The sequence below is a fragment of the Bacillus sp. AFS018417 genome, assembly GCF_002560985.1.
Lineage (GTDB): Bacteria > Bacillota > Bacilli > Bacillales > Bacillaceae_G > Bacillus_A > Bacillus_A rhizoplanae.
In genome coordinates this window covers 127,860-149,252 of the sequence record NZ_NTTM01000041.1, presented here as the reverse complement: position 1 = coordinate 149,252, position 21,393 = coordinate 127,860, and the positions used below count along the sequence as shown (strand labels likewise).

General features: G+C 36.2%; 22 protein-coding genes. 20 read left to right on the top strand and 2 right to left on the bottom strand.

Translation table 11 applies throughout. The features are described 5' to 3' along the window. Nucleotides 1-143: 143 nt before the first annotated feature. Nucleotides 144-1,487 (bottom strand): chromosomal replication initiator protein DnaA, encoded by a 1,344-nt coding sequence (gene dnaA, locus CN326_RS16955; protein WP_098310157.1) that lies wholly within the window; start codon nucleotides 1,485-1,487, stop codon nucleotides 144-146. 573 nt (nucleotides 1,488-2,060) lie between these two features. Between dnaA and rpmH the strand changes: the two genes are divergently transcribed. The 10 genes from rpmH to CN326_RS16905 all read left to right on the top strand — a co-directional run bounded on the left by rpmH (nucleotide 2,061) and on the right by CN326_RS16905 (nucleotide 11,411). Beyond that, complete coding sequence (gene rpmH, locus CN326_RS16950) at nucleotides 2,061-2,195, top strand: 50S ribosomal protein L34 (RefSeq protein ID WP_000831901.1); 135 nt, start codon at nucleotides 2,061-2,063, stop codon at nucleotides 2,193-2,195. 78 nt (nucleotides 2,196-2,273) lie between these two features. Then, nucleotides 2,274-2,639, top strand: a complete 366-nt coding sequence (gene rnpA / locus CN326_RS16945; protein WP_098310156.1) for a ribonuclease P protein component — start codon at nucleotides 2,274-2,276, stop codon at nucleotides 2,637-2,639. Between the two features lie 39 nt (nucleotides 2,640-2,678). Continuing rightward, a complete protein-coding gene (gene spoIIIJ / locus CN326_RS16940) occupies nucleotides 2,679-3,446 on the top strand; it encodes a YidC family membrane integrase SpoIIIJ (RefSeq protein WP_098310155.1) in 768 nt (255 codons plus the stop codon). Then, nucleotides 3,443-4,060 carry an RNA-binding cell elongation regulator Jag/EloR gene (gene jag, locus CN326_RS16935; protein WP_098310154.1) on the top strand — a complete coding sequence of 206 codons (618 nt, stop codon included), beginning with the start codon at nucleotides 3,443-3,445 and terminating at the stop codon, nucleotides 4,058-4,060. Before spoIIIJ ends, jag begins: the two co-directional genes overlap by 4 nt. 380 nt (nucleotides 4,061-4,440) lie before the next feature. Continuing rightward, nucleotides 4,441-5,817, top strand: a complete 1,377-nt coding sequence (mnmE, locus tag CN326_RS16930; RefSeq protein WP_098310153.1) for a tRNA uridine-5-carboxymethylaminomethyl(34) synthesis GTPase MnmE — start codon at nucleotides 4,441-4,443, stop codon at nucleotides 5,815-5,817. Between the two features lie 19 nt (nucleotides 5,818-5,836). Further along, complete coding sequence (gene mnmG, locus CN326_RS16925) at nucleotides 5,837-7,726, top strand: tRNA uridine-5-carboxymethylaminomethyl(34) synthesis enzyme MnmG (RefSeq protein WP_098310152.1); 1,890 nt, start codon at nucleotides 5,837-5,839, stop codon at nucleotides 7,724-7,726. 21 nt (nucleotides 7,727-7,747) lie between these two features. Then, nucleotides 7,748-8,467 (top strand): 16S rRNA (guanine(527)-N(7))-methyltransferase RsmG, encoded by a 720-nt coding sequence (rsmG, locus tag CN326_RS16920; protein WP_098310151.1) that lies wholly within the window; start codon nucleotides 7,748-7,750, stop codon nucleotides 8,465-8,467. Between the two features lie 248 nt (nucleotides 8,468-8,715). After that, nucleotides 8,716-9,564 (top strand): nucleoid occlusion protein, encoded by an 849-nt coding sequence (gene noc / locus CN326_RS16915; protein ID WP_098310150.1) that lies wholly within the window; start codon nucleotides 8,716-8,718, stop codon nucleotides 9,562-9,564. Between the two features lie 241 nt (nucleotides 9,565-9,805). Further along, nucleotides 9,806-10,567 (top strand): sporulation initiation inhibitor protein Soj, encoded by a 762-nt coding sequence (gene soj, locus CN326_RS16910; RefSeq protein ID WP_098310149.1) that lies wholly within the window; start codon nucleotides 9,806-9,808, stop codon nucleotides 10,565-10,567. Beyond that, nucleotides 10,560-11,411 (top strand): ParB/RepB/Spo0J family partition protein, encoded by an 852-nt coding sequence (locus CN326_RS16905; RefSeq protein ID WP_176524664.1) that lies wholly within the window; start codon nucleotides 10,560-10,562, stop codon nucleotides 11,409-11,411. Before soj ends, CN326_RS16905 begins: the two co-directional genes overlap by 8 nt. 18 nt (nucleotides 11,412-11,429) lie before the next feature. Here CN326_RS16905 and yyaC read toward each other — a convergent pair whose 3' ends face one another. After that, nucleotides 11,430-12,026 carry a spore protease YyaC gene (gene yyaC, locus CN326_RS16900; RefSeq protein ID WP_098310147.1) on the bottom strand — a complete coding sequence of 199 codons (597 nt, stop codon included), beginning with the start codon at nucleotides 12,024-12,026 and terminating at the stop codon, nucleotides 11,430-11,432. A 434-nt stretch (nucleotides 12,027-12,460) separates the two neighbouring features. Between yyaC and CN326_RS16895 the strand changes: the two genes are divergently transcribed. From CN326_RS16895 to dnaB, 10 genes are all read left to right on the top strand, one after another. After that, nucleotides 12,461-13,330, top strand: a complete 870-nt coding sequence (locus CN326_RS16895; protein ID WP_098310146.1) for a mechanosensitive ion channel family protein — start codon at nucleotides 12,461-12,463, stop codon at nucleotides 13,328-13,330. A gap of 20 nt (nucleotides 13,331-13,350) precedes the next feature. Further along, nucleotides 13,351-13,548: a DUF951 domain-containing protein gene (locus tag CN326_RS16890; protein WP_098310145.1), complete on the top strand. Its 198-nt coding sequence runs from the start codon at nucleotides 13,351-13,353 to the stop codon at nucleotides 13,546-13,548. 208 nt (nucleotides 13,549-13,756) lie between these two features. After that, nucleotides 13,757-14,857, top strand: a complete 1,101-nt coding sequence (gene ychF / locus CN326_RS16885; RefSeq protein ID WP_098310144.1) for a redox-regulated ATPase YchF — start codon at nucleotides 13,757-13,759, stop codon at nucleotides 14,855-14,857. Nucleotides 14,858-15,049: 192 nt separating this feature from the next. Beyond that, nucleotides 15,050-15,337, top strand: a complete 288-nt coding sequence (gene rpsF / locus CN326_RS16880) for a 30S ribosomal protein S6 (protein ID WP_098310143.1) — start codon at nucleotides 15,050-15,052, stop codon at nucleotides 15,335-15,337. Between the two features lie 30 nt (nucleotides 15,338-15,367). After that, nucleotides 15,368-15,877 (top strand): single-stranded DNA-binding protein, encoded by a 510-nt coding sequence (ssb, locus tag CN326_RS16875; RefSeq protein ID WP_098310142.1) that lies wholly within the window; start codon nucleotides 15,368-15,370, stop codon nucleotides 15,875-15,877. 44 nt (nucleotides 15,878-15,921) lie between these two features. Beyond that, the gene (gene rpsR, locus CN326_RS16870; protein WP_098310141.1) at nucleotides 15,922-16,158 is read left to right on the top strand and encodes a 30S ribosomal protein S18; all 237 of its coding nucleotides are present in this window, start codon (nucleotides 15,922-15,924) and stop codon (nucleotides 16,156-16,158) included. A 167-nt stretch (nucleotides 16,159-16,325) separates the two neighbouring features. After that, a complete protein-coding gene (locus tag CN326_RS16865; protein WP_098310140.1) occupies nucleotides 16,326-17,264 on the top strand; it encodes a YybS family protein in 939 nt (312 codons plus the stop codon). A 189-nt stretch (nucleotides 17,265-17,453) separates the two neighbouring features. Further along, complete coding sequence (locus CN326_RS16860; protein WP_098310139.1) at nucleotides 17,454-19,427, top strand: DHH family phosphoesterase; 1,974 nt, start codon at nucleotides 17,454-17,456, stop codon at nucleotides 19,425-19,427. Continuing rightward, on the top strand, nucleotides 19,424-19,870 hold the full coding sequence (gene rplI / locus CN326_RS16855; RefSeq protein ID WP_098310138.1) for a 50S ribosomal protein L9: 447 nt from the start codon (nucleotides 19,424-19,426) through the stop codon (nucleotides 19,868-19,870). Before CN326_RS16860 ends, rplI begins: the two co-directional genes overlap by 4 nt. A gap of 27 nt (nucleotides 19,871-19,897) precedes the next feature. Continuing rightward, nucleotides 19,898-21,247, top strand: coding sequence for a replicative DNA helicase (gene dnaB, locus CN326_RS16850; protein ID WP_098310137.1), 1,350 nt, complete (start codon nucleotides 19,898-19,900; stop codon nucleotides 21,245-21,247). Nucleotides 21,248-21,393 lie beyond the last annotated feature (146 nt).

The window sequence follows — 21,393 nt, the reverse complement described above, 5'->3', positions numbered from 1 at the left end:
AATAATAATAAAAAATTAGTAGTAATAGTAATAGGTCTTGTGGATATGTGGATAACTCATTTAGAGTGCGGAAAAACAGTCTATCTACATGTGGATAGACTGTTTATAAAATAAAGAAAGTTATTCACGTTATTCACATCATATTACTTTAAAATATCGCGAATCTCTTCAAGTTGCCTCTGTAATTGTGCATCTGTTTTTAACAGTTTTGAAATTTTTTCATGTGCGTGAATGACTGTAGTATGATCACGACCTCCAAATTCTTCACCGATTTTTGGTAAAGAGGAATCTGTTAGTTCACGAGACAGATACATTGCAATTTGACGAGGAAAAGCGACAGATTTTGTACGTTTTTTCGCTTTAAAGTCTTCTAATTTCACTTGAAAAACATCCCCTACAGCTTTTTGGATGTCATAAATTGAAATAATTTTTGGTTTTGAATTTGGAATAATATGCTTTAGCGCTTCAGCAGCTAAAGCGGCATTAATATCCTTATTAATTAAAGACGAATACGCTACAACACGAATTAGAGCACCTTCTAATTCACGGATGTTAGAGTCAATTTGATTTGCGATATAGAGCATAACTTCATTTGGAATATCCAAACCTTCAGCTTTTGCTTTCTTGCGCAAAATCGCAATTCTTGTTTCTAAATCTGGAGGAGTAATATCTGTAATGAGTCCCCATTCAAAGCGTGAACGTAAGCGATCTTCTAATGTAGGAATTTCTTTTGGCGGACGATCACTTGAAATTACAATTTGCTTACTCTCTTCGTGCAACGCGTTAAATGTATGGAAGAACTCTTCTTGTGTTTGTTCTTTTCCAGCAAGAAATTGAATATCGTCTATAAGTAGAACATCGACGTTCCGATATTTATTACGAAAATCAACGGCCTTATTATCACGAATAGAATTAATAAACTCGTTTGTAAATTTTTCAGATGATAGATAAACAACCTTTGCGTTTGGATTATGTTCGATGACATAATGACCGATTGCATGCATTAAATGCGTTTTTCCCAGTCCAACTCCTCCGTAAATAAATAAGGGATTGTATGCTTTAGCTGGCGCCTCAGCTACAGCTAACGAAGCTGCATGGGCAAAGCGATTGCCAGCACCGATTACAAAGGTATCAAATATATATTTTGGATTGAGCATGCTTTGTGGGAAATGATTAGGTTCATCATGCGTTGTTTTACCTTTTTTAACAGGAGGATAGTCAAATTCCTCTTCTGTTTGGCTTTGTGGAATGATAAAGCGAATGTCAAGCTCTGCTCCCATTAAATGAATGATTGTTTCTGAAATAAGATCTGAATAGTGGGATTCCAACCAATCACGTGCAAATTCATTTGGAGCTGTAATAGTTAAAACGTCCTTTTTTAAAGAATAAGCTTTTGTAGATTTAAGCCATGTTTCGTAGCTAGGCTTACTCACTTTTTTTTCTAGTTCTTTTAAGGTGCTATTCCATAAATCCGAAATGTTTTCCAAAGTTGTCCCTCCTTTACAAAAGATGATAAGCAAATGACGTGTTTAATGTTTGTACAACACAATAAAACAACACTGTATATTTATACGTAACACTTTTTAAAAGTGAAAAAGCGGTTCAAATACGAGATAGGGTTTTCGACAAAAAAACGCATTGTGGAAAACTCTTTATGCACATGTGATTATACATGTCCACAAGTTATTCACAAATTGTGGATAAATAATAATTATAGAAAACTTGTTCAAGGTGAAAACACAACTATAATATCAAAAAAAGATAGCAATAGCAATGTATTTCAAAAAGTTATCCACAAAATCAATACCTTGTGGAATAAACTTGTCCACAACACGATATACTGTGTAAAAACAAAAAATGATTTGTGGATATAAAAAAGTGGCTGAAAAAATTATCCACAACCGATAGAATGTACTGTGAACAACATTGTGAATAGGTGAAAATAGGTGAAAAATGAATATTTGATTAAAATCTCAAGAGGCATTGACATTCTACTACCAAATTAACTATAATCTATAGGACTGTCTTTAACAGTTATTCCTCAGGGAGGTGTCATATAAATGAAAAGAACTTATCAACCAAATAAACGTAAGCGCAGCAAAGTACATGGTTTCCGTAGCCGTATGAGCACAGCGAACGGACGTAAAGTTTTAGCAGCTCGTCGTCGTAAAGGTAGAAAAGTATTATCTGCGTAGGCCACTGATCGTTCAGTGGTCTTTTTTTCTAGTAATTATGAATTTTCCGCTGGCGAAATACAGGAGTGTTCAATTGATATGAAGAAAAAGAATCGTGTAAAGAAGAATGAGGAATTTCAAGCTGTTTTTCAAAATGGAAAATCAAATGCCAATCGTCAATTTGTTGTATATCAGTTAGAAAAACCAAATCAACCATATTTTCGAATTGGTCTTTCCGTTAGTAAAAAACTAGGGAATGCGGTCATGCGTAATCGTATTAAACGTATGATTCGTCAAGCTTTTACAGAATTAAAAGATGAGATAGATTCTGGAAAGGATTTTGTTATAATAGCAAGGAAGCCTTGTTCAGAGATGAACTATGAACAATTAAAGAAAAGCTTAATTCATGCTCTGCAGCGCTCAGGAGTAAAACTGGCAAAAAATAGCGAAATAAGAGGAAAATGAATTACACTATATACATACCGAAACAAGGAGGAGTAGGCTGTGAAAAAAAAGATAAGCTTACTAGTCATGGTTATTGCTGTCACGGCAATTTCTGCTGGCTGTAATCAAACCAATCAGCCGATTACACCGGAAAGTACAGGAATTTGGAATGAATATTTCGTATACCCACTTTCTCAGTTAATCACGTTTTTTGCAAAATTATTTGGCAATAACTATGGTTTAGCGATTGTTGTTACAACCCTTATCATTCGTTTTGCATTGCTACCATTAATGATTAAGCAAACAAAGAGTACAAAAGCAATGCAATTATTGCAACCTGAAATGGCAAAATTAAAAGAGAAATATAGTTCTAAAGATCAAGCGACTCAACAAAAATTGCAACAAGAAATGATGCAATTGTATCAAAAATATGGTGTAAATCCATTAGCAGGATGTTTACCAATATTTATTCAAATGCCAATTTTATTTGCATTTTATCATGCGATTATAAGAACAGCAGAAATTAAACAACATACTTTTTTATGGTTTGACTTAGGTCATCCTGATCCATATTACATTCTGCCAATTCTTGCGGCAATTACAACGTTTATTCAACAAAAGTTGTCAATGGCTGGTACTGCTGGGCAAAATCCACAAATGACAATGATGTTATGGCTTATGCCTATCATGATTTTAGTTTTCGCAATTAACTTCCCAGCTGCATTATCTCTTTACTGGGTAGTAGGTAACATCTTTGGTATTGCACAAACATATTTGATCAAAGGGCCGGATCTTAAGGCTAGTAAGGCAGGAGGATCAAGTAAGTGAGTATGATTACTGCTAAAGGACAAACAGTCGAACAGGCAGTGCAATCCGCATTAGAACAATTACAAGTATCAAGCGATAAAGTGGAGATTCGCATCATTGATCAAGGTAAAAAAGCTTTTCTGGGTTTCATTGGAGGGCGTCCTGCTATTGTAGAGGTTATTGTAAAAAAAGATCCTGTAGAAGAAGCGGAACTTTACTTGAAAAGTATCATAAAAGAAATGGATGTTGATGTAACTGTTGGAAAAGAGGTAAAAGGACGTGAAATTCATTTTACACTTTCCGGTAGTGAGGTTGGTGCGTTAATTGGAAAAAGAGGGCACATACTAAATTCTTTACAATATGTAACGAAGCTTGTTGCGAATCGTAGCACGAAACAATATATCGGTGTAACAATCGATGCTGAAAATTATCGTGATAAACGAAAAGATACACTAGAGTCACTTGCACTTCGGTTAGCAAAGCAAGTTAGCAATACGAAAAAAAGAATTGTGTTAGAACCAATGCCTTCTTTTGAAAGAAAAGTTATACATCAAGCACTTGCGAGTCATCCATATGTGATTACGACATCTGAAGGGAAAGAACCACATCGACATGTTGTCGTATCTCCAAAATAAAGTGAAACTTCCATCCTGAGGGATGTATCCTAAATGGTTGGCTAGTTGAACGAATCAGGTTTTTATGGGCAGCCTATCTGCTTTGAATTTCTTAGAAGATTGAGATGGGAGTTTTACTGTCCTTTAGAGCGGGATAAACCGGTAACTCATTTGAGTGCCGGTTTTTTACTGGATAAAATATGAAGATAGGAATTTTTCTTTGGATAAATAAAACGCATTAAATTTATACACAGTGGATAAGTTTAGTGCGTTTTATGAGGGGACATAATAAAATAAGTTATTATTCTTTTTTACACAGTTTCGTTATGGTATCCTAATAATTTAGTGAAAGAAAAAATCGTGTTGAAATAGAGAGAAATAAGTAAGTGAGGTGAAAGAACATGGAATTTGATTCAATTGCTGCAATTTCCACAGCTCTTGGAGAAGGTGCAATTGCCATTGTTCGAGTAAGTGGAGATGATGCGGTAGAGAAGGTAAATCGCATTTTTAAAGGGAAAGATTTAACGACAGTTCCATCTCATACAATTCAGTATGGGCATATTGTGGATTTAGATACAAATAAAGTTATTGAAGAAGTTATGGTTTCAATTATGCGGGCACCAAAGACATTTACGCGTGAAGATATCGTTGAGGTAAATTGTCATGGTGGCCTTGTTTCTGTAAATAAAGTATTACAACTTATTTTATCGCAAGGTGTTCGCTTGGCAGAGCCAGGGGAGTTTACAAAGCGTGCTTTTTTAAATGGACGTATCGATTTATCGCAAGCAGAAGCGGTTATGGATTTAATTCGTGCGAAAACAGATCGTGCAATGAATGTTGCGATTAACCAAATGGAAGGTCGTTTATCAAAATTAATTGGTCGTCTGCGTCAAGAAATTTTGGAAACATTAGCTCATGTAGAAGTGAACATTGACTACCCGGAATATGATGATGTAGAAGAGATGACGCACGGAGTTTTGATTGAGAAGGCGGAATACGTTCAATCAGAAATTGGGAAGTTATTGCAAACTTCAAAGCAAGGAAAGATTTTGCGTGAAGGAATTGCAACGGCTATTATTGGAAGACCGAATGTTGGAAAGTCATCTTTATTAAATAGTCTTGTACAAGAAAAGAAAGCGATTGTAACGGATATAGCAGGAACAACTCGAGATGTTATTGAAGAATACGTGAACGTACGCGGTGTACCGCTTAAACTGATTGATACAGCTGGAATTCGTGAAACAGAGGATATTGTAGAACAAATCGGTGTAGAGCGTTCAAAAGAGATGATGAATAAAGCAGATTTAGTTCTTCTAGTTGTAAACTATAGCGAAGTGTTAACAAACGAAGATGAAGAATTATTCCGAGCGGTGCAAGGAAAAGATTTTATTGTTATTGTAAATAAAACAGATTTACCGCAGCAAATTGATATGGAGCGCGTTACACAATTAGCTGGTTCAGCTCGTGTTATTACAACAGCTTTAATCGAAGAAAAAGGTGTAGATGAGCTAGAGCAGGCAATTGCTGATCTCTTCTTTGAGGGAGCAATTGAAGCGGCAGATATGACATATGTGTCAAATGCGCGTCACATTGGTTTATTAGCACAAGCAGAAAAGACGATTGGTGATGCAATCGAGGCTATTCATAGCGGCGTACCAATTGATATGGTGCAAATTGATTTAACAAGAACGTGGGAAATACTCGGTGAAATTACGGGAGACACTGTACATGAAAGTTTAATTGATCAGTTATTCTCTCAATTTTGTTTAGGAAAGTAATCGTAAGGAGGAATGGAAAATGGGATACAACGCTGGTTTTTATGATGTTATTGTAATCGGTGCGGGTCATGCGGGGTGTGAAGCTGGTTTGGCCGCAGCTCGTATGGGGGCAAAAACATTAATGTTAACAATTAACTTAGATATGGTTGCGTTTATGCCGTGTAACCCTTCGGTTGGTGGACCTGCAAAGGGAATTGTTGTTCGCGAAATTGATGCACTCGGCGGTGAAATGGGAAGAAACATTGATAAAACACATATTCAAATGCGTATGTTAAACACAGGAAAAGGTCCAGCCGTACGTGCGCTTCGTGCTCAAGCAGATAAATTTGCGTATCAACATGAATTGAAAAAAACAATTGAAGAAACACCAAATTTAACACTGCGTCAAGCTATGGTTGAGCGCTTAATTGTAGAAGACAGCGTATGTAAAGGTGTTGTTACACAAACAGGAGCGGAATATACAGCGAAAACAGTTGTTATTACAACAGGTACGTTTTTACGCGGTGAAATTATTGTTGGAGATTTAAAATATTCAAGTGGACCAAATAATCAACAACCATCTGTGAGATTATCAGAGCATCTAGAAGAACTTGGATTTGAACTTGTGCGCTTTAAAACAGGTACGCCTCCGCGTGTAAATAGTAGTACAATTGATTATAGCAAAACAGAAATTCAACCAGGTGATGATACACCACGTGCATTCTCTTTCGAAACAACGAAGTTCATCATGGATCAAATTCCATGTTGGTTAACATATACAAGTGAAGAAACGCATCGTTTAATTGATGGAAATTTACATCGTTCTGCCATGTATTCTGGCATGATTAAAGGAACAGGACCAAGATATTGTCCTTCAATTGAAGATAAGGTTGTCCGATTCCACGATAAACCACGTCATCAAATCTTCTTAGAGCCGGAAGGACGAAATACACAAGAAGTATACGTACAAGGCTTATCAACAAGTCTACCAGAAGATGTACAACGTGAGATGTTAAAGACCATTCCTGGCTTAGAAAATGTAGAAATGATGCGTACAGGATATGCAATTGAATATGACGCGATTGTACCAACACAGTTGTGGCCAACACTTGAAACAAAAAAAATAGAAAATTTATATACAGCAGGACAAATTAATGGAACATCTGGTTATGAGGAAGCTGCAGGTCAAGGATTAATGGCGGGTATTAATGCGGCCTGTCGTTCGTTAGATAAAAAAGAAGTGATTTTAAATCGTTCAGATGCATATATTGGCGTTTTAATCGATGATTTAGTAACAAAAGGTACAAATGAGCCATACCGTCTATTAACATCTCGTGCAGAATACCGTTTATTATTACGTCATGACAACGCAGACCTGCGTTTAACAGAAATTGGCCATGAAATTGGTTTAATTCCAGAAAAGCGTTATGAACGTTTTACAGTAAAGAAAGAGCAAATTGAAAAAGAAAAAGAACGTTTAGCAAGTATTATTATTAAGCCGCGTCCTGAAGTACAAGAGCTAATTCGCGAAGCTGGCGGAAGTGAACTAAAGGATGGTATACGTGCGAGTGATTTATTACGTCGTCCAGAAATGACATATGAGCATATTCATCTTCTTGCTCCAAGTGAAGAAGAGATTAGTGATGAAGTGGCAGAGCAAGTTGAGATTCAGCTTAAATATGAAGGATATATTGAAAAATCCTTACAACAAGTAGATCGTATGAAGCGTATGGAAAGCAAAAAGATTCCGGTTGACATTGATTACGATGCGATTTCTGGAATAGCTTCTGAAGCACGTCAAAAATTAAAAGATGTCCGTCCGCTATCTATGGGGCAAGCATCTCGTATTTCCGGGGTAAATCCAGCTGATATTTCCATTTTACTTGTGTATATAGAACAAGGAAAAATTGCACGAGTATCGAACCAATAAATAGTTAGGAGATATAGCGAGATGAATATAGAACAATTTCAATCTATGCTAGTAGAAAGAGGTATTACTCTTTCTGCTAGGCAGTTAGAGCAATTTGAAATCTATTTTGAAACGTTAGTTGAGTGGAACGAAAAAATGAACTTAACAGCAATTACAGAGAAGGAAGAAGTGTATTTAAAGCACTTTTTTGATTCCATTACAGCTGCTTTCTATCATGATTTTTCAAAGCCATTTTCTGTTTGTGATGTTGGTGCAGGAGCGGGGTTTCCTAGTATTCCTTTAAAAATCTGTTTTCCAAATTTAAAAGTCACAATTGTCGATTCCTTGCAAAAACGTATTACATTTTTAAATCATTTAGCAACAAAGTTAGAATTAACTGACGTAGCGTTTTGTCATGATCGTGCTGAAACATTTGGAAAAAAAGAAGGCGTCCGTGAATCTTTTGATATTGTAATGGCACGTGCGGTTGCTCGTCTCTCTGTTTTAGGTGAATTGTGTTTACCGCTTGTGAAAGTCGGGGGAACATTTATTGCAATGAAAGGTTCCGCCGCAAACGAAGAAATTGAGAATGGCAAGTATGCTCTGCAAGTGCTTGGTGGCGAATTGAAAGGAATTGCTACGTTCCAATTACCATTTGAGGAAAGTGAACGTAACATCTTATCAATTGAGAAAAAGAGAAAAACACCAAATAAATATCCGCGTAAACCAGGGACACCGAATAAATTACCTATTGAAAAATAAATCTTATTAGACGTAAGATTAAGTTATATAAAGTGAAGCTTCTATCAGTAAGTTTGTTTATCGTTACTGATGGCTAGTTGAACGAATCGGGCTTTTACAGGCAGTTATCCACCACCTATCTTTTTGGATTCCTCACAATATTGAGGCGGGGGCTTACTGTCCGTTAGAGCGGGATAAAGACGTAAATGTTTCACATGGAACATTTTTGTATAGAGTATTCAATAGGATTCAAAGGTGGTGGAATATGTATGAGAAACACGTTTTCTCGTTTATTTGGCTTTGGAGAGAAAGAGGCTGAATTAGCACTACAAGAAGAAAGCCATGAAGAGATAAAGCAAATTTCGTTATCAAAAATTGTTCCAAATCGCTATCAGCCACGTACAATTTTTGATGATGCTCGTATTGAAGAGCTTGCGCTTACAATTCATACGCATGGATTAATTCAACCGATTGTTGTTCGCCAGTATGAAGAAGAGAAATATGAGATTATTGCTGGTGAAAGACGTTTTCGGGCTGCAACAAAATTAGGATGGGAAACTGTCCCAGCTATTGTTAAAAATTTGAATGATACTGAAACCGCTTCTGTTGCCCTAATTGAAAATTTGCAACGAGAAGAACTTACGGCAATCGAAGAGGCTGTTGCTTATCAAAAGCTAATTGAATTACATAATTTAACGCAAGAAGCACTAGCGCAGCGACTAGGTAAAGGGCAATCTACAATTGCAAACAAACTAAGATTATTAAAGTTGCCAGAAGATGTTAAACAAGCATTATTAGAGAAGAGTATTACAGAACGCCATGCTCGTGCCCTTATTCCGCTTAAAAATGAAGAGCTTCAATTAAAGATTTTACAAGAAATTATTGAAAAGCAATTTAATGTGAAGCAAACAGAAGATCGAATTGATAAATTGTTAGAAGAAACGAAGCCGAAACGAAAAGCAAAGCAAAAAGCAGTAAGTCGCGATATGCGTATTGCAATGAATACAATTCGTCAATCTTTACAAATGGTTACGAATAGTGGCTTGAATGTGAATTCGGAAGAAGAAGAATTTGATGAATACTATCAAATTACAATTAAAATTCCTAAAAAAAAATAAGAGAATAGAAAGACCTCAACCGTTGGTAGAGGTCTTTTTGCTTTATCACGCATTAATAGCTAGTAAGACCTCGGTGATGGAGGTTTCACTTTATTAGTACTATATTTTCTTTTAAAATTAAGAAGGAGTTTGTAAATAAATTTTGAAGTTTAATATAAACAAAAGAAACATGATTGTTTCATGTTAAAATAAAAACAATCATTTGTAGAATAAGACAGAAAGGTTGAAAGTAGGTGACATCATGGGGAAAATCATTGCCATTGCTAATCAAAAAGGTGGGGTTGGAAAAACAACGACATCGGTAAATTTAGGAGCTGGATTGGCACAAGTAGGAAAAAAAGTACTTCTTGTTGATATTGATGCACAAGGGAATGCAACGACAGGAGTCGGAATTGAAAAATCAGATTTAAATGAATGTATTTATAATGTGCTTGTAGAAGATACGGATGTTCGTGGGGTTATACAGAAAACAGCAACTGAAAATCTAGATGTGCTTCCTGCTACTATTCAGCTAGCGGGAGCTGAAATAGAACTTGTACCGACAATTTCCCGGGAAGTTCGCCTGCAGCGTGCGCTGCAGCCAATTCGTGATGAGTATGATTATATTATTATTGATTGTCCCCCATCTTTAGGTTTATTAACCATTAACGCATTAACTGCTGCAGATTCTGTTATTATTCCTGTTCAATGTGAGTATTACGCCTTAGAGGGGTTAAGTCAATTATTGAATACAGTTCGCCTTGTACAAAAGCATTTAAATAAAAATTTAGCAATTCAAGGTGTTTTACTAACAATGTTGGATGCTCGTACAAACTTAGGATTACAAGTAATTGATGAAGTGAAGAAATATTTCCGAGATAAAGTATATAGTTCGATTATTCCGCGTAATGTACGTTTAAGTGAAGCGCCGAGTCATGGTAAACCAATTATGATGTATGATGCTAAGTCGAGGGGGGCGGAAGTGTATTTAGATTTAGCAAAGGAAGTGATTGCAGGTGGCTAAAGGACTAGGAAGAGGAATTAATGCGTTTTTCCCAGATTTGGATGTGAAAGAGGAAGAAACAATTCAAGAATTGCAAGTAAACGAATTACGTCCTAACCCATATCAGCCGCGTAAATATTTTCACAAGGAAGCAATTCAAGAGTTAGCATTATCCATTAAAGAACATGGGATTTTACAACCGCTTATCGTTCGAAAAAGTATTAAAGGATACGAAATTGTTGCAGGAGAACGGAGATTTCGTGCTGCAAAAGAAGCAAATCTCGAAATAGTTCCTGTTGTTGTTCGAGATTTAAACGAGCAACAAATGATGGAGCTTGCGCTACTAGAAAATTTGCAACGTGAAGATTTAACGCCTATTGAGGAGGCGTTAGCATATCAAATGCTGATGGAACAACTTAAGGTAACACAAGAACAGTTAGCAAAGCGGCTTGGAAAGAGCAGGCCACATATTGCAAACCACATTCGCTTACTGTCTCTCCCATCTTTTGTACAAGAGATGATTTCAAATGGAACGATTTCCATGGGACATGGACGAACATTACTTGCTTTAAAAGATAAAACACAAATTAATAGTTTATTACAACGAATTGAAAAAGAAGGATTAAATGTCCGTCAGTTGGAGCAAATTATTCAGCAGATGAATGAAGATGTTTCACGTGAAACAAAGAAACAAAAACCAGCAAGAAATATTTTTTTTGAGGAGCAAGAAACGGTATTACGAGAGCGATTTGGAACTGCTGTGAAAATTAAAGAAACGAATCAAGAAAAAGGAAAAATTGAAATTCAATTTTTCAATAAAGGTGATTTACAACGTATTTTAGAACTTTTAGCAGGAGAACAGTAAAAAATAAACCATCTTGACTTATAGATGGTTTATTTTTTTCATTACAGCAAGTTTTTTATCTGTTTCAATAATACTTTCTGCAATGCTGGTAGCCATGTTCATAACAAGGTTTAATCTTGTGTTTTGCAGTACAAAAAATTCCATAAACCCATTTAAATTCACAATGCCGTGGATATGCATATCACCAATTGCAGGGAGTTTTTTATTCATAGCGGCTCCAGGTTTACTAGGTCCTTTTCCGATTGTAATGGAACCAATATTTTGAGATTTTCCTAGACACGCATCAATTGCGATAATAAAGGGATCCATAAATGTTTTATGTATTTCTGTAATCGTTTCTTCTAAGTTTAAAGCGTGGACTGGTGATTCTAATGTTCCGTATAAATGAAAATGTTGAATGTTATAATCTTGTAGTTTTGAACCAACAAGGGGACCTAATGCATCACCAGTTGATCGGTCTGTCCCAATACAAAGTACAATAAGTGGAGAGTCTTTTTCAATTGGGAGATGAGAGAGCAGAAAGCTACTAACTGTTTGATTGCAATTTGCATCATGATACATAACTTGCTCCGAATCTTTTTCGAAAAAAGGTAAGCGAAAACTTCCGATATTCATGAAGCATCCATCCTTTAATAGAATTTATCAAATTCATATGAATTTGATTTTCCCAAAAATTATTGCATGTCATATATTCTTTTGAATGTAAGAATTATATTGAGTTTATGGTTAGGGGAACTGCATTTTATGGTATGTATAAATTGAAAAACTTCCCATTTCCCCCTGCTAATGGAGAATGAACTCTGTTGTAAAAAGATGAAGTATGAGTAGAAAGAAATATACATTTTTGTATCTAGATACTCATAAAATATGAATGCTGGTGAAGTATGTCGTGTAGCCTAAAGAATACTAGTACTAGTATATAAAAAAAGTTGTTATTTTATACCTTATAGAGTGTAAAAATAAAAGCGTATGAAAGAACTTTTTTCGTAAAATATAGGAGAAATTCTGTTACAATAAATAATGAATATGAGATAGAAAGGTAGGTCGCGATGAAAGGACTTCACGACTTATATACAAAATTGTTAGATGCAGGATTATGGGAAAATATTGGTCTTGGTTTACTACAAATTGCACTTATTTTCCTTATTTCAAGCATAGTTATTCGAATTGGCAGGGCAATTATCAGTAATGCTTTCAAAATAAAGACAAAATCACCAATTCAAATTTCTGAAAGAAGAACGATGACGTTAGCAAAGTTATTAGAAAATATTTTTACGTATGTTATCTTTTTCGTTGTAATAATCGCTATTTTAGGGGTATTTGGAATTGATACAAAAGGATTATTAGCTGGCGCAGGGGTTGTTGGTTTAGCAGTTGGTTTTGGTGCACAAAACTTAGTTAAAGATGTTATCACTGGATTCTTTATTTTATTAGAGGATCAATTTTCTGTAGGGGACTATGTACGCTTAGGCCAATTTGAAGGAGTTATTCAAGAGATTGGATTACGTACAACGAAAATGAAGAAATGGACAGGTGAAATTCATATTATTCCAAATGGAAATATTAAGGAAGTAACAAATTTCTCTGTTAGTAATAGTGTCGCCTTTGTAGATGTATCTATTTCATATGAAAGTGATATTGAACATGCAGAAAAAGTTCTTGAAAAGTTATTGGATGAATTACCAACAAGGTATGAGCAAATGGTTGCTCGTCCGCAATTATTAGGTGTACAGAGTTTGGCAGCGTCAGAAGTTGTTTTGAGGGTTACAGCTGAAGTAGAACCGATGCAACATTTTGTGGTAGCGAGAGCGCTTCGTAAAGAAATTAAAAATCGTCTTGATTTACATGGTATTGAAATTCCATATCCACGTATGGTTCTATATAACCGTGAAGAGCTGATGAGTGAAAAGGCAAATTAGCAGTGAGAGGAGTTTGGGGAGTGGAGGAAAAGCAATATAACTTGTACGATGTAGTGGAAATGAAGAAAGCTCATCCATGCGGTGAAAATCGTTGGAAAATTATTCGCATGGGAATGGATATTCGTATTAAGTGCGAGGGGTGTGGCCATTCGGTAATGATTCCTCGAAGAGAGTTTGATCGTAAGGTGAAGAAAATACTTATAAAGCATGAAGAATAGATGAAAAAATAAACAGTAGCTGATGCAGCTGTTTATTTTTTTTCGCCATTACTACCTGTAAAAGCTCGATTGGTTTAACTAATAATTAGTGTGGGATAAAGCGCCCTCTCCACTTCATACAGTTTCGTTTTATGAAACTCTATGAAGCTTGTCATTTTATTCGTTACTATCTATAATGATGGAAGATTGAGACATAGGAGTGAAGAATATGGGATTAACGGCTGGTATCGTTGGACTACCGAACGTAGGTAAATCAACATTATTTAATGCAATTACACAAGCGGGGGCAGAATCCGCAAACTATCCATTCTGTACAATAGATCCAAACGTTGGGATTGTAGAAGTTCCAGATTATCGTTTAAATAAATTAACTGAACTTGTTGAACCAAAGAAAACAGTGCCAACTGTCTTTGAATTTACGGATATTGCAGGTATTGTAAAAGGTGCGAGTAAAGGTGAAGGATTAGGAAATAAATTCTTATCCCATATTCGTCAAGTAGATGCAATTTGCCAAGTAGTTCGTTGCTTTGAAGATGAAAATATTACACACGTAGCGGGTAAAGTAGATCCGATTTCAGATATTGAAACAATCAACTTAGAACTTATTTTAGCGGATTTAGAATCTGTTGATAAACGCATTGATCGCGTGGCAAAATTAGCGAAGCAAAAAGATAAAGATGCTGCATTTGAACATGAAATTTTAGTCCGTTTAAAAGAAGCGTTCGAAGAAGGAAAACCGGCTCGTGCAGTTGAATTTACAGAAGAGCAAATGAAAGTAGTAAAAGGTCTTCACTTATTAACAATAAAAGAAATGCTATATGTAGCAAACGTTGGTGAAGATGATGTAATGGATCCATCTGGAAATGAATATGTACAAATTGTAAAAGAATTTGCTGCAAAAGAAAACTCTCAAGTAATTGTTGTTTGCGCAAAAATTGAATCGGAAATTGCTGAGTTAGATGAAGAAGAAAAGAAAGTCTTCCTTGAAGAACTAGGCATTGAGGAATCTGGTCTAGATCAATTAATTCGTGCGGCGTATGATTTATTAGGATTAGCTACTTATTTCACAGCAGGTGTACAAGAAGTACGTGCTTGGACATTTAAAACAGGAATGAAAGCACCGCAATGTGCTGGAATCATTCATACAGATTTTGAACGTGGATTTATTCGTGCAGAAACAGTATCTTATGCTGATTTAATGGAACGTGGTTCTATGACGGCTGCTAAGGAAGCTGGAAAAGTACGATTAGAAGGAAAAGAATACGTTATGAAAGACGGAGATGTTGTGCACTTCCGCTTTAATGTATAATTTTTTTATTTCCTAGGAAAAAAATAAAGTATTTAACTTGGCAAATTCATTAGGTTTGCCAAGTTTTTTATGTTTTCGTGAGTTGCTTCCTCTAACTTACTATGATATAATCTAAACTCGTGAGTAATTACTATAAATTAATTGCTCCTTGCCCAATTTGGGCCGTTTAGACCAAAAGGAGGTGAAAGTGTAATGAAAAAGTACGAAATCATGTACATCATTCGTCCGAACATGGAAGAAGAAGCTCAAAAAGCTTTAGTTGAACGTTTTGCAGGCGTTTTAACTGACAATGGTGCAGAAATCATTAACACAAAAGATTGGGGTAAGCGTCGTTTAGCTTACGAAATCAACGACTTACGTGACGGTTTCTACATGATCTTAAACGTAAATTCTAACCCAGAAGCGGTTAATGAATTTGATCGTTTAGCTAAGATCAGCGAAGATATCATTCGTCACATCGTTGTTAAAAACGAAGCATAATCATTAAGATATATAGGGAGAGTGGTTCGATTGATGAATCGTGTTATACTCGTTGGTCGTTTAACTAAGGACCCTGACTTACGTTACACGCCCAATGGTGTTGCAGTAGCTACTTTCACGTTAGCTGTGAATCGCGCATTTACGAATCAGCAAGGTGAGCGTGAAGCTGACTTTATTAACTGTGTAATATGGCGTAAACAAGCAGAGAACGTGGCGAATTATTTGAAAAAAGGTAGCTTAGCAGGCGTAGATGGGCGTCTTCAAACTCGTAATTACGATGGACAAGATGGTAAGCGTGTATATGTAACAGAAGTTCTAGCGGAGAACGTACAATTTTTAGAACCGCGTAATAGCGGTGGTGAGCAACGCGGTTCATTCAATCAGCAACCATCGGGAGCAGGTTTCGGAAACCAAGGCTCTCAAAACCCATTTGGTCAATCTGGTAATAATGGTCAGAATGCTGGCTTTACTAGAAATGACGATCCATTTGCAAATGTAGGTCAACCAATTGATATTTCAGATGATGACTTACCATTTTAATGGTATAGAACGGGTATTTTAAAACAGAATGGAGGGAAATGAACATGGCAGGTGGACGCAAAGGTGGACGTGCGAAACGTCGTAAGGTATGTTTCTTTACATCTAACGGTATCACTAACATTGACTATAAAGATGTAGATTTACTAAAACGCTTCGTTTCTGAGCGCGGTAAAATTTTACCACGTCGTGTAACAGGTACTAGCGCAAAATACCAACGCAAATTAACAGTTGCAATCAAACGTGCTCGTCAAATGGCACTTTTACCATATGTTGGTGAATAATAACGTATGAAATGCACAGTAGAGTGAAACTCTACTGTGCATTTTGCTATTCTTTTCTTTTTTATTGCTAAGAGCTTCATCTTAAGATTTAGAAGGAAGAAAATCGGTCGGAGATGAAGAAATCCCACTGATGGAAGTTTCACTTTATAAGAAAGAAGGTGTGAATAATGAAGCGCACACGACTCATTACAGAAGGAGCAGTTTTACTTGCTTTATATGCTATCTTGCTTCTTGCCTCTCTGTATATGCCCATTTTAGGGGCTATATTTATATTTGCATTGCCGTTACCATTTCTTATTTTTACGATAAGATCCCCATTAAGTAGTGCTTGTATGTTATTAGGAGCAGCGATTTTTGTAACGCTTATTGTTAGTTCGCCTCTTAGTATTGTGAATACAATTATGTTTGGAATAACAGGGATTGTATTAGGACATATGTATAAAAAGAAAAAAAGTATTATTGAAATTTTATTAGTAGGGACACTTGTATATCTTGTGAGTTTTGTATTGCTGTATGCTGTCAGCGTGAAGTTTTTTAACATCGATTTTATTAAGCAAATGGAAGACATGTTTAAACAATCGATGGAACAAAGCGAGAAATTTATGAACATGGCAGGTGCACCTGTAAATGAAGATCAACTGGCTGAATTGAAAAAATTAGGGAATATGCTTCGCTTGCTTGCACCAGCTTTACTTGCTATGGGGTCATTTTTTTATTCTTGGATTACGATTTTAATTGCTAATCGTGTCTTAAAACGATTAAAGTACACGGTGGAATCTTGGCCGACATTCCGTGATATACAGATTCCTAAGAGTATCGTTTGGTTGTACGTCGCTGTTATTTTGCTTTCTTCTTTTACGAAAATAGAAGCAGGCTCATATTTAGAAATGGTGGTTTTAAATTTATCAACAATTTTCACCTTATTACTGTTGTTTCAAGGTTTTTCGTTCCTTGCTTTTTTTACAAATGCAAAAGGATATACTAAAGCTATTCCAATTTTAATTTTTGTCGTAGGTTTGTTTGTACCAGTTTTGTTCCCTCTTGTGACAATCTTAGGTATAATTGATTTAGGCTTTTCGTTACGGTCGAAAGTACAGGTGAAATAAGTAGTTGAAACAAAGTGCTTTTTATAAGCCTTTTTTTGTAACGAAACATAGAAATATAAACTTTTATCCTGCACTTAATGGGACCGTAAGACTCTGTAAGTGGGGGATAAGTCTGGTGGATTTGACTAAATATCAGTAGAGGAATGAAGACCTAACTGATAGAAGTTTCACTTTATAGGAGTTGTATATATGCCTGAATTTTATAAGAAACAGCGGTTTTTGTATCCTGTTTATGTGTTGGCATTTTTAGCGTTTGTACTCATTACAATTCTCGTCTATTTTCATTGGTTGATGGGTATGATTTCCTTCGTCGTCTTTTGTATCGTTTTATTTTTCACTATTAAATTTGAGCTTGCATTTCAAAAACGCTTTGAAAAGTATACGAATGATACGATTACAAGAGTTAAAAAGGTAAGTAATGAGGCTTTCAATCAAATGCCAATTGGAATTTTACTATATAACAAGGATTATGGAATCGACTGGGCAAACCCATATTTATCTTCCTGTTTAGGGCAGCATTCGTTAGCTGGATGGCATCTGTATGATCTATCAGAGACCCTACTTCTATTTACAAAAGGTGAAACAGCTAATGATATTGTATCTTTGAACAATCGGAAATTTCGCGTGTTTGCCAGAAAAGAAGAAAAGTTAATTTATTTCTTTGATGTGACAGAGCAAACAGAGATTGAGAAAATGTATGAAGACCAAAGAACGGTACTCGCTGTCATCTATTTAGATAACTATGATGAAGTGACGCAAGGACTAGATGATCAATTGCGTACAAACATTACAAGCCATGTTACATCTTTGTTGAATGAATGGGCTGTGAAACATGGAGCTTATTTGAAACGTGCTTCATCCGAGCGATTTTTCGTTGTATTAAATGAAAGTATTTTAGCGCAAATGGAGAAAGGGAAATTTGATATTTTAGACCAAGTACGTGAAGAAACGTCTAAACGAAATATTCCTCTTACATTGAGCATTGGTGTTGGTTCTGGTGATTTATCGCTAGCGGAGCTTGGAGCTATGGCGCAATCAGGTCTTGATTTGGCACTTGGACGAGGCGGAGATCAAGTGACAATTAAACAGGCGACAGGGAAAGTAAAGTTTTATGGCGGGAAAACGAATCCGGTGGAAAAACGTACTCGTGTACGTGCACGTGTTATTTCTCACGCTTTAAAAGATCTTGTGCTAGAAAGCAGCAATATTATTATTATGGGGCACCGAGCACCGGATATGGATGCTATTGGGGCAGCAATTGGTATTTTAAAAGTAGCACAACTTAATGAACGAGAAGGATATATCGTATTGGATGAAAATGATTCTGATAAAGGAATTAAACGTCTAATGGATGAAGTTAAGCAGCAAGGTGAATTGTGGTCGCGTTTTATTACACCGCAACAGGCGCTGGAATTTGCGAATGATGATTCGCTTCTTGTTGTAGTGGATACACATAAACCGTCCATGGTCATGGAAAAAAGGTTGCTTGATAAGATTGAAAATGTAGTTGTAATTGACCATCATCGCCGTGGTGAGGATTTTGTTGAAGACCCATTGCTTGTCTATATGGAACCATATGCGTCTTCCACGGCAGAACTTGTAACAGAGCTATTGGAATATCAGCCTAAGCGCTTAAAAATGAATATGCTAGAGGCGACGGCTTTACTTGCTGGCATTATCGTAGATACAAAGAGCTTTACATTCCGCACCGGAGCACGTACGTTTGATGCAGCCTCGTATCTTCGTTCACATGGTGCAGATACTGTGTTAGTACAAAAGTTATTAAAAGAGGATATGGAGCATTATTTACAGATTGCAAAAACAATCCGAAATGCATACATTTATAAAAATGGGATTGCGATTGCAAAGGTAGATGGTGATGGGTTTTATGATCAAGTATTAATTGCACAATCGGCTGATACATTACTGACAATGACAGGAATAGTAGCTTCTTTCGTAATTGCGCGGCGTAGTGAAACTGTTATTGGTATTAGTGGGCGTTCTTTAGGAGAGGTAAATGTACAGCTTATTATGGAGCATTTAGGCGGGGGCGGTCATTTAACAAATGCCGCAACGCAGATGCAAGACATATCAATTGATGAAGCAGAAGTAAAACTACAATCTGTTATAACTGAGTATTTAGAGGGAGGAACACAATCATGAAAGTAATTTTTCTAAAAGACGTAAAAGGTAAAGGGAAAAAAGGGGAAGTAAAAAACGTACCAGACGGTTATGCGAATAACTTTTTATTAAAACAAGGTCTTGCGGTTGAAGCAACAAATGCAAATGTGAAAACATTAGATGCGAAAAAACGCAAGGAAGAAAAAGATGCAGAATTAGAGCTTGAAAAATGTAAGGAGTTAAAAGAAACTCTAGAAAAGTTAACGGTAGAATTAAAAGCAAAATCAGGTGAAGGTGGCCGTTTATTTGGCTCTATTACAAGTAAACAAATTGTAGATGGTTTACAAAAAGCTCATAACATTAAACTTGATAAACGTAAATTTGAGATGGATGACGCAATTCGTGCGTTAGGATATACGAATGTTACTGTGAAATTACACCCACAAGTGACGGCGACAGTAAAAGTACATGTTACTGAACAATAAACAAAAGATTGAAGAGGAGGTTTGCGCATGAGTGACGTATTTGCTGATCGTACCCCTCCGCATAATATTGAGGCTGAACAAGCCGTTTTAGGGGCTATTTTTCTCGATCAAGAAGCATTAACATCAGCTTCGGAAATGCTAATGCCAGAAGACTTCTATCGAACGGCACATCAAAAGATTTATCAAATGATGCTTGATCTTTCTGATAAAGGAGAGCCAATTGATTTAGTTACTGCAACAGCAGCGCTTGCTGATCAAAATTTGTTAGAAGAAATTGGCGGTGTTTCCTATTTAGCTGAACTAGCGGAAGCTGTACCGACAGCTGCCAATGTAGGATATTATGCACGCATTATCGCTGAAAAATCGATTTTGCGCCGGCTTATTCGAACAGCAACGCATATTGTGTCGGATGGTTATGAACGAGAAGATGATGTAGAGAGCCTGTTAAATGAAGCAGAGAAAAAAATACTAGAAGTATCTCAGCGTACGAATACAAAAGGATTTCAAAATATTAAAGATGTTCTTGTGACAGCTTACGATAAAATTGAATTACTGCATAATCAAAAAGGTGAAATTACAGGAATTCCAACTGGTTTCACAGAGTTAGATCGTATGACAGCAGGTTTCCAGCGTAATGATTTAATTATTGTAGCAGCGCGTCCATCTGTAGGGAAAACAGCATTTTCTTTAAACATTGCTCAAAATGTTGCTACGAAAACGGATGAAAATGTTGCGATTTTTAGTTTGGAGATGGGATCCGATCAGCTCGTTATGCGTATGCTTTGTGCAGAAGGAAATATTGATGCGCAGCGTCTTCGTACGGGATCTTTAACTTCAGAAGACTGGGCGAAATTGACGATGGCGATGGGGAGTCTCTCAAATGCAGGTATTTTTATTGATGATACACCGGGGATTCGCGTTAGTGAAATTCGAGCAAAATGCAGACGCTTGAAACAAGAACACGGTCTTGGAATGATTTTAATCGATTATTTACAACTTATTCAGGGTAGTGGAAAATCGGGTGAAAACCGTCAACAAGAAGTATCAGAAATTTCTCGTACACTAAAAGGGCTCGCTCGTGAACTAGAAGTTCCAGTGATTGCCTTATCTCAGCTCTCTCGTGGTGTTGAGTCTCGTCAAGATAAGCGTCCGATGATGTCTGATATTCGTGAATCAGGAAGTATTGAGCAGGATGCTGATATAGTAGCCTTTTTATATCGTGAAGACTACTATGACCGGGAAACAGAAAACAAAAATACAATTGAAATTATTATTGCTAAGCAGCGTAATGGCCCAGTAGGCTCAGTTGAACTAGCGTTTGTGAAGGAATTTAACAAATTCGTGAATTTAGAACGGCGTTTTGATGAGGGGGCCTAGTGAGGGTATAAAAAAGAAACACATTTCTTATAATAAAATGTGTTTCTTTTTTTTGTTTGTGAAAAATAAGGTTATCATAGTAAAAAAATATTTCTTACGAACAAAAGGAATAAAAGGGAAAAAAATGTTCGTTTTTAAATTGACTT

What these genes read in the sequence shown, in the direction of transcription:
- rpmH (WP_000831901.1), top strand. Translation starts at nt 2,061, where the DNA reads ATGAAAAGAACTTATCAACCAAATAAACGTAAGCGCAGCAAAGTACAT.
- rnpA (WP_098310156.1), top strand. Translation starts at nt 2,274, where the DNA reads ATGAAGAAAAAGAATCGTGTAAAGAAGAATGAGGAATTTCAAGCTGTT.
- mnmE (WP_098310153.1), top strand. Translation starts at nt 4,441, where the DNA reads ATGGAATTTGATTCAATTGCTGCAATTTCCACAGCTCTTGGAGAAGGT.
- mnmG (WP_098310152.1), top strand. Translation starts at nt 5,837, where the DNA reads ATGGGATACAACGCTGGTTTTTATGATGTTATTGTAATCGGTGCGGGT.
- rsmG (WP_098310151.1), top strand. Translation starts at nt 7,748, where the DNA reads ATGAATATAGAACAATTTCAATCTATGCTAGTAGAAAGAGGTATTACT.
- noc (WP_098310150.1), top strand. Translation starts at nt 8,716, where the DNA reads ATGAGAAACACGTTTTCTCGTTTATTTGGCTTTGGAGAGAAAGAGGCT.
- soj (WP_098310149.1), top strand. Translation starts at nt 9,806, where the DNA reads ATGGGGAAAATCATTGCCATTGCTAATCAAAAAGGTGGGGTTGGAAAA.
- yyaC (WP_098310147.1), bottom strand. Translation starts at nt 12,026, where the DNA reads ATGAATATCGGAAGTTTTCGCTTACCTTTTTTCGAAAAAGATTCGGAG.
- CN326_RS16895 (WP_098310146.1), top strand. Translation starts at nt 12,461, where the DNA reads ATGAAAGGACTTCACGACTTATATACAAAATTGTTAGATGCAGGATTA.
- ychF (WP_098310144.1), top strand. Translation starts at nt 13,757, where the DNA reads ATGGGATTAACGGCTGGTATCGTTGGACTACCGAACGTAGGTAAATCA.
- rpsF (WP_098310143.1), top strand. Translation starts at nt 15,050, where the DNA reads ATGAAAAAGTACGAAATCATGTACATCATTCGTCCGAACATGGAAGAA.
- rpsR (WP_098310141.1), top strand. Translation starts at nt 15,922, where the DNA reads ATGGCAGGTGGACGCAAAGGTGGACGTGCGAAACGTCGTAAGGTATGT.
- CN326_RS16865 (WP_098310140.1), top strand. Translation starts at nt 16,326, where the DNA reads ATGAAGCGCACACGACTCATTACAGAAGGAGCAGTTTTACTTGCTTTA.
- CN326_RS16860 (WP_098310139.1), top strand. Translation starts at nt 17,454, where the DNA reads ATGCCTGAATTTTATAAGAAACAGCGGTTTTTGTATCCTGTTTATGTG.
- rplI (WP_098310138.1), top strand. Translation starts at nt 19,424, where the DNA reads ATGAAAGTAATTTTTCTAAAAGACGTAAAAGGTAAAGGGAAAAAAGGG.
- dnaB (WP_098310137.1), top strand. Translation starts at nt 19,898, where the DNA reads ATGAGTGACGTATTTGCTGATCGTACCCCTCCGCATAATATTGAGGCT.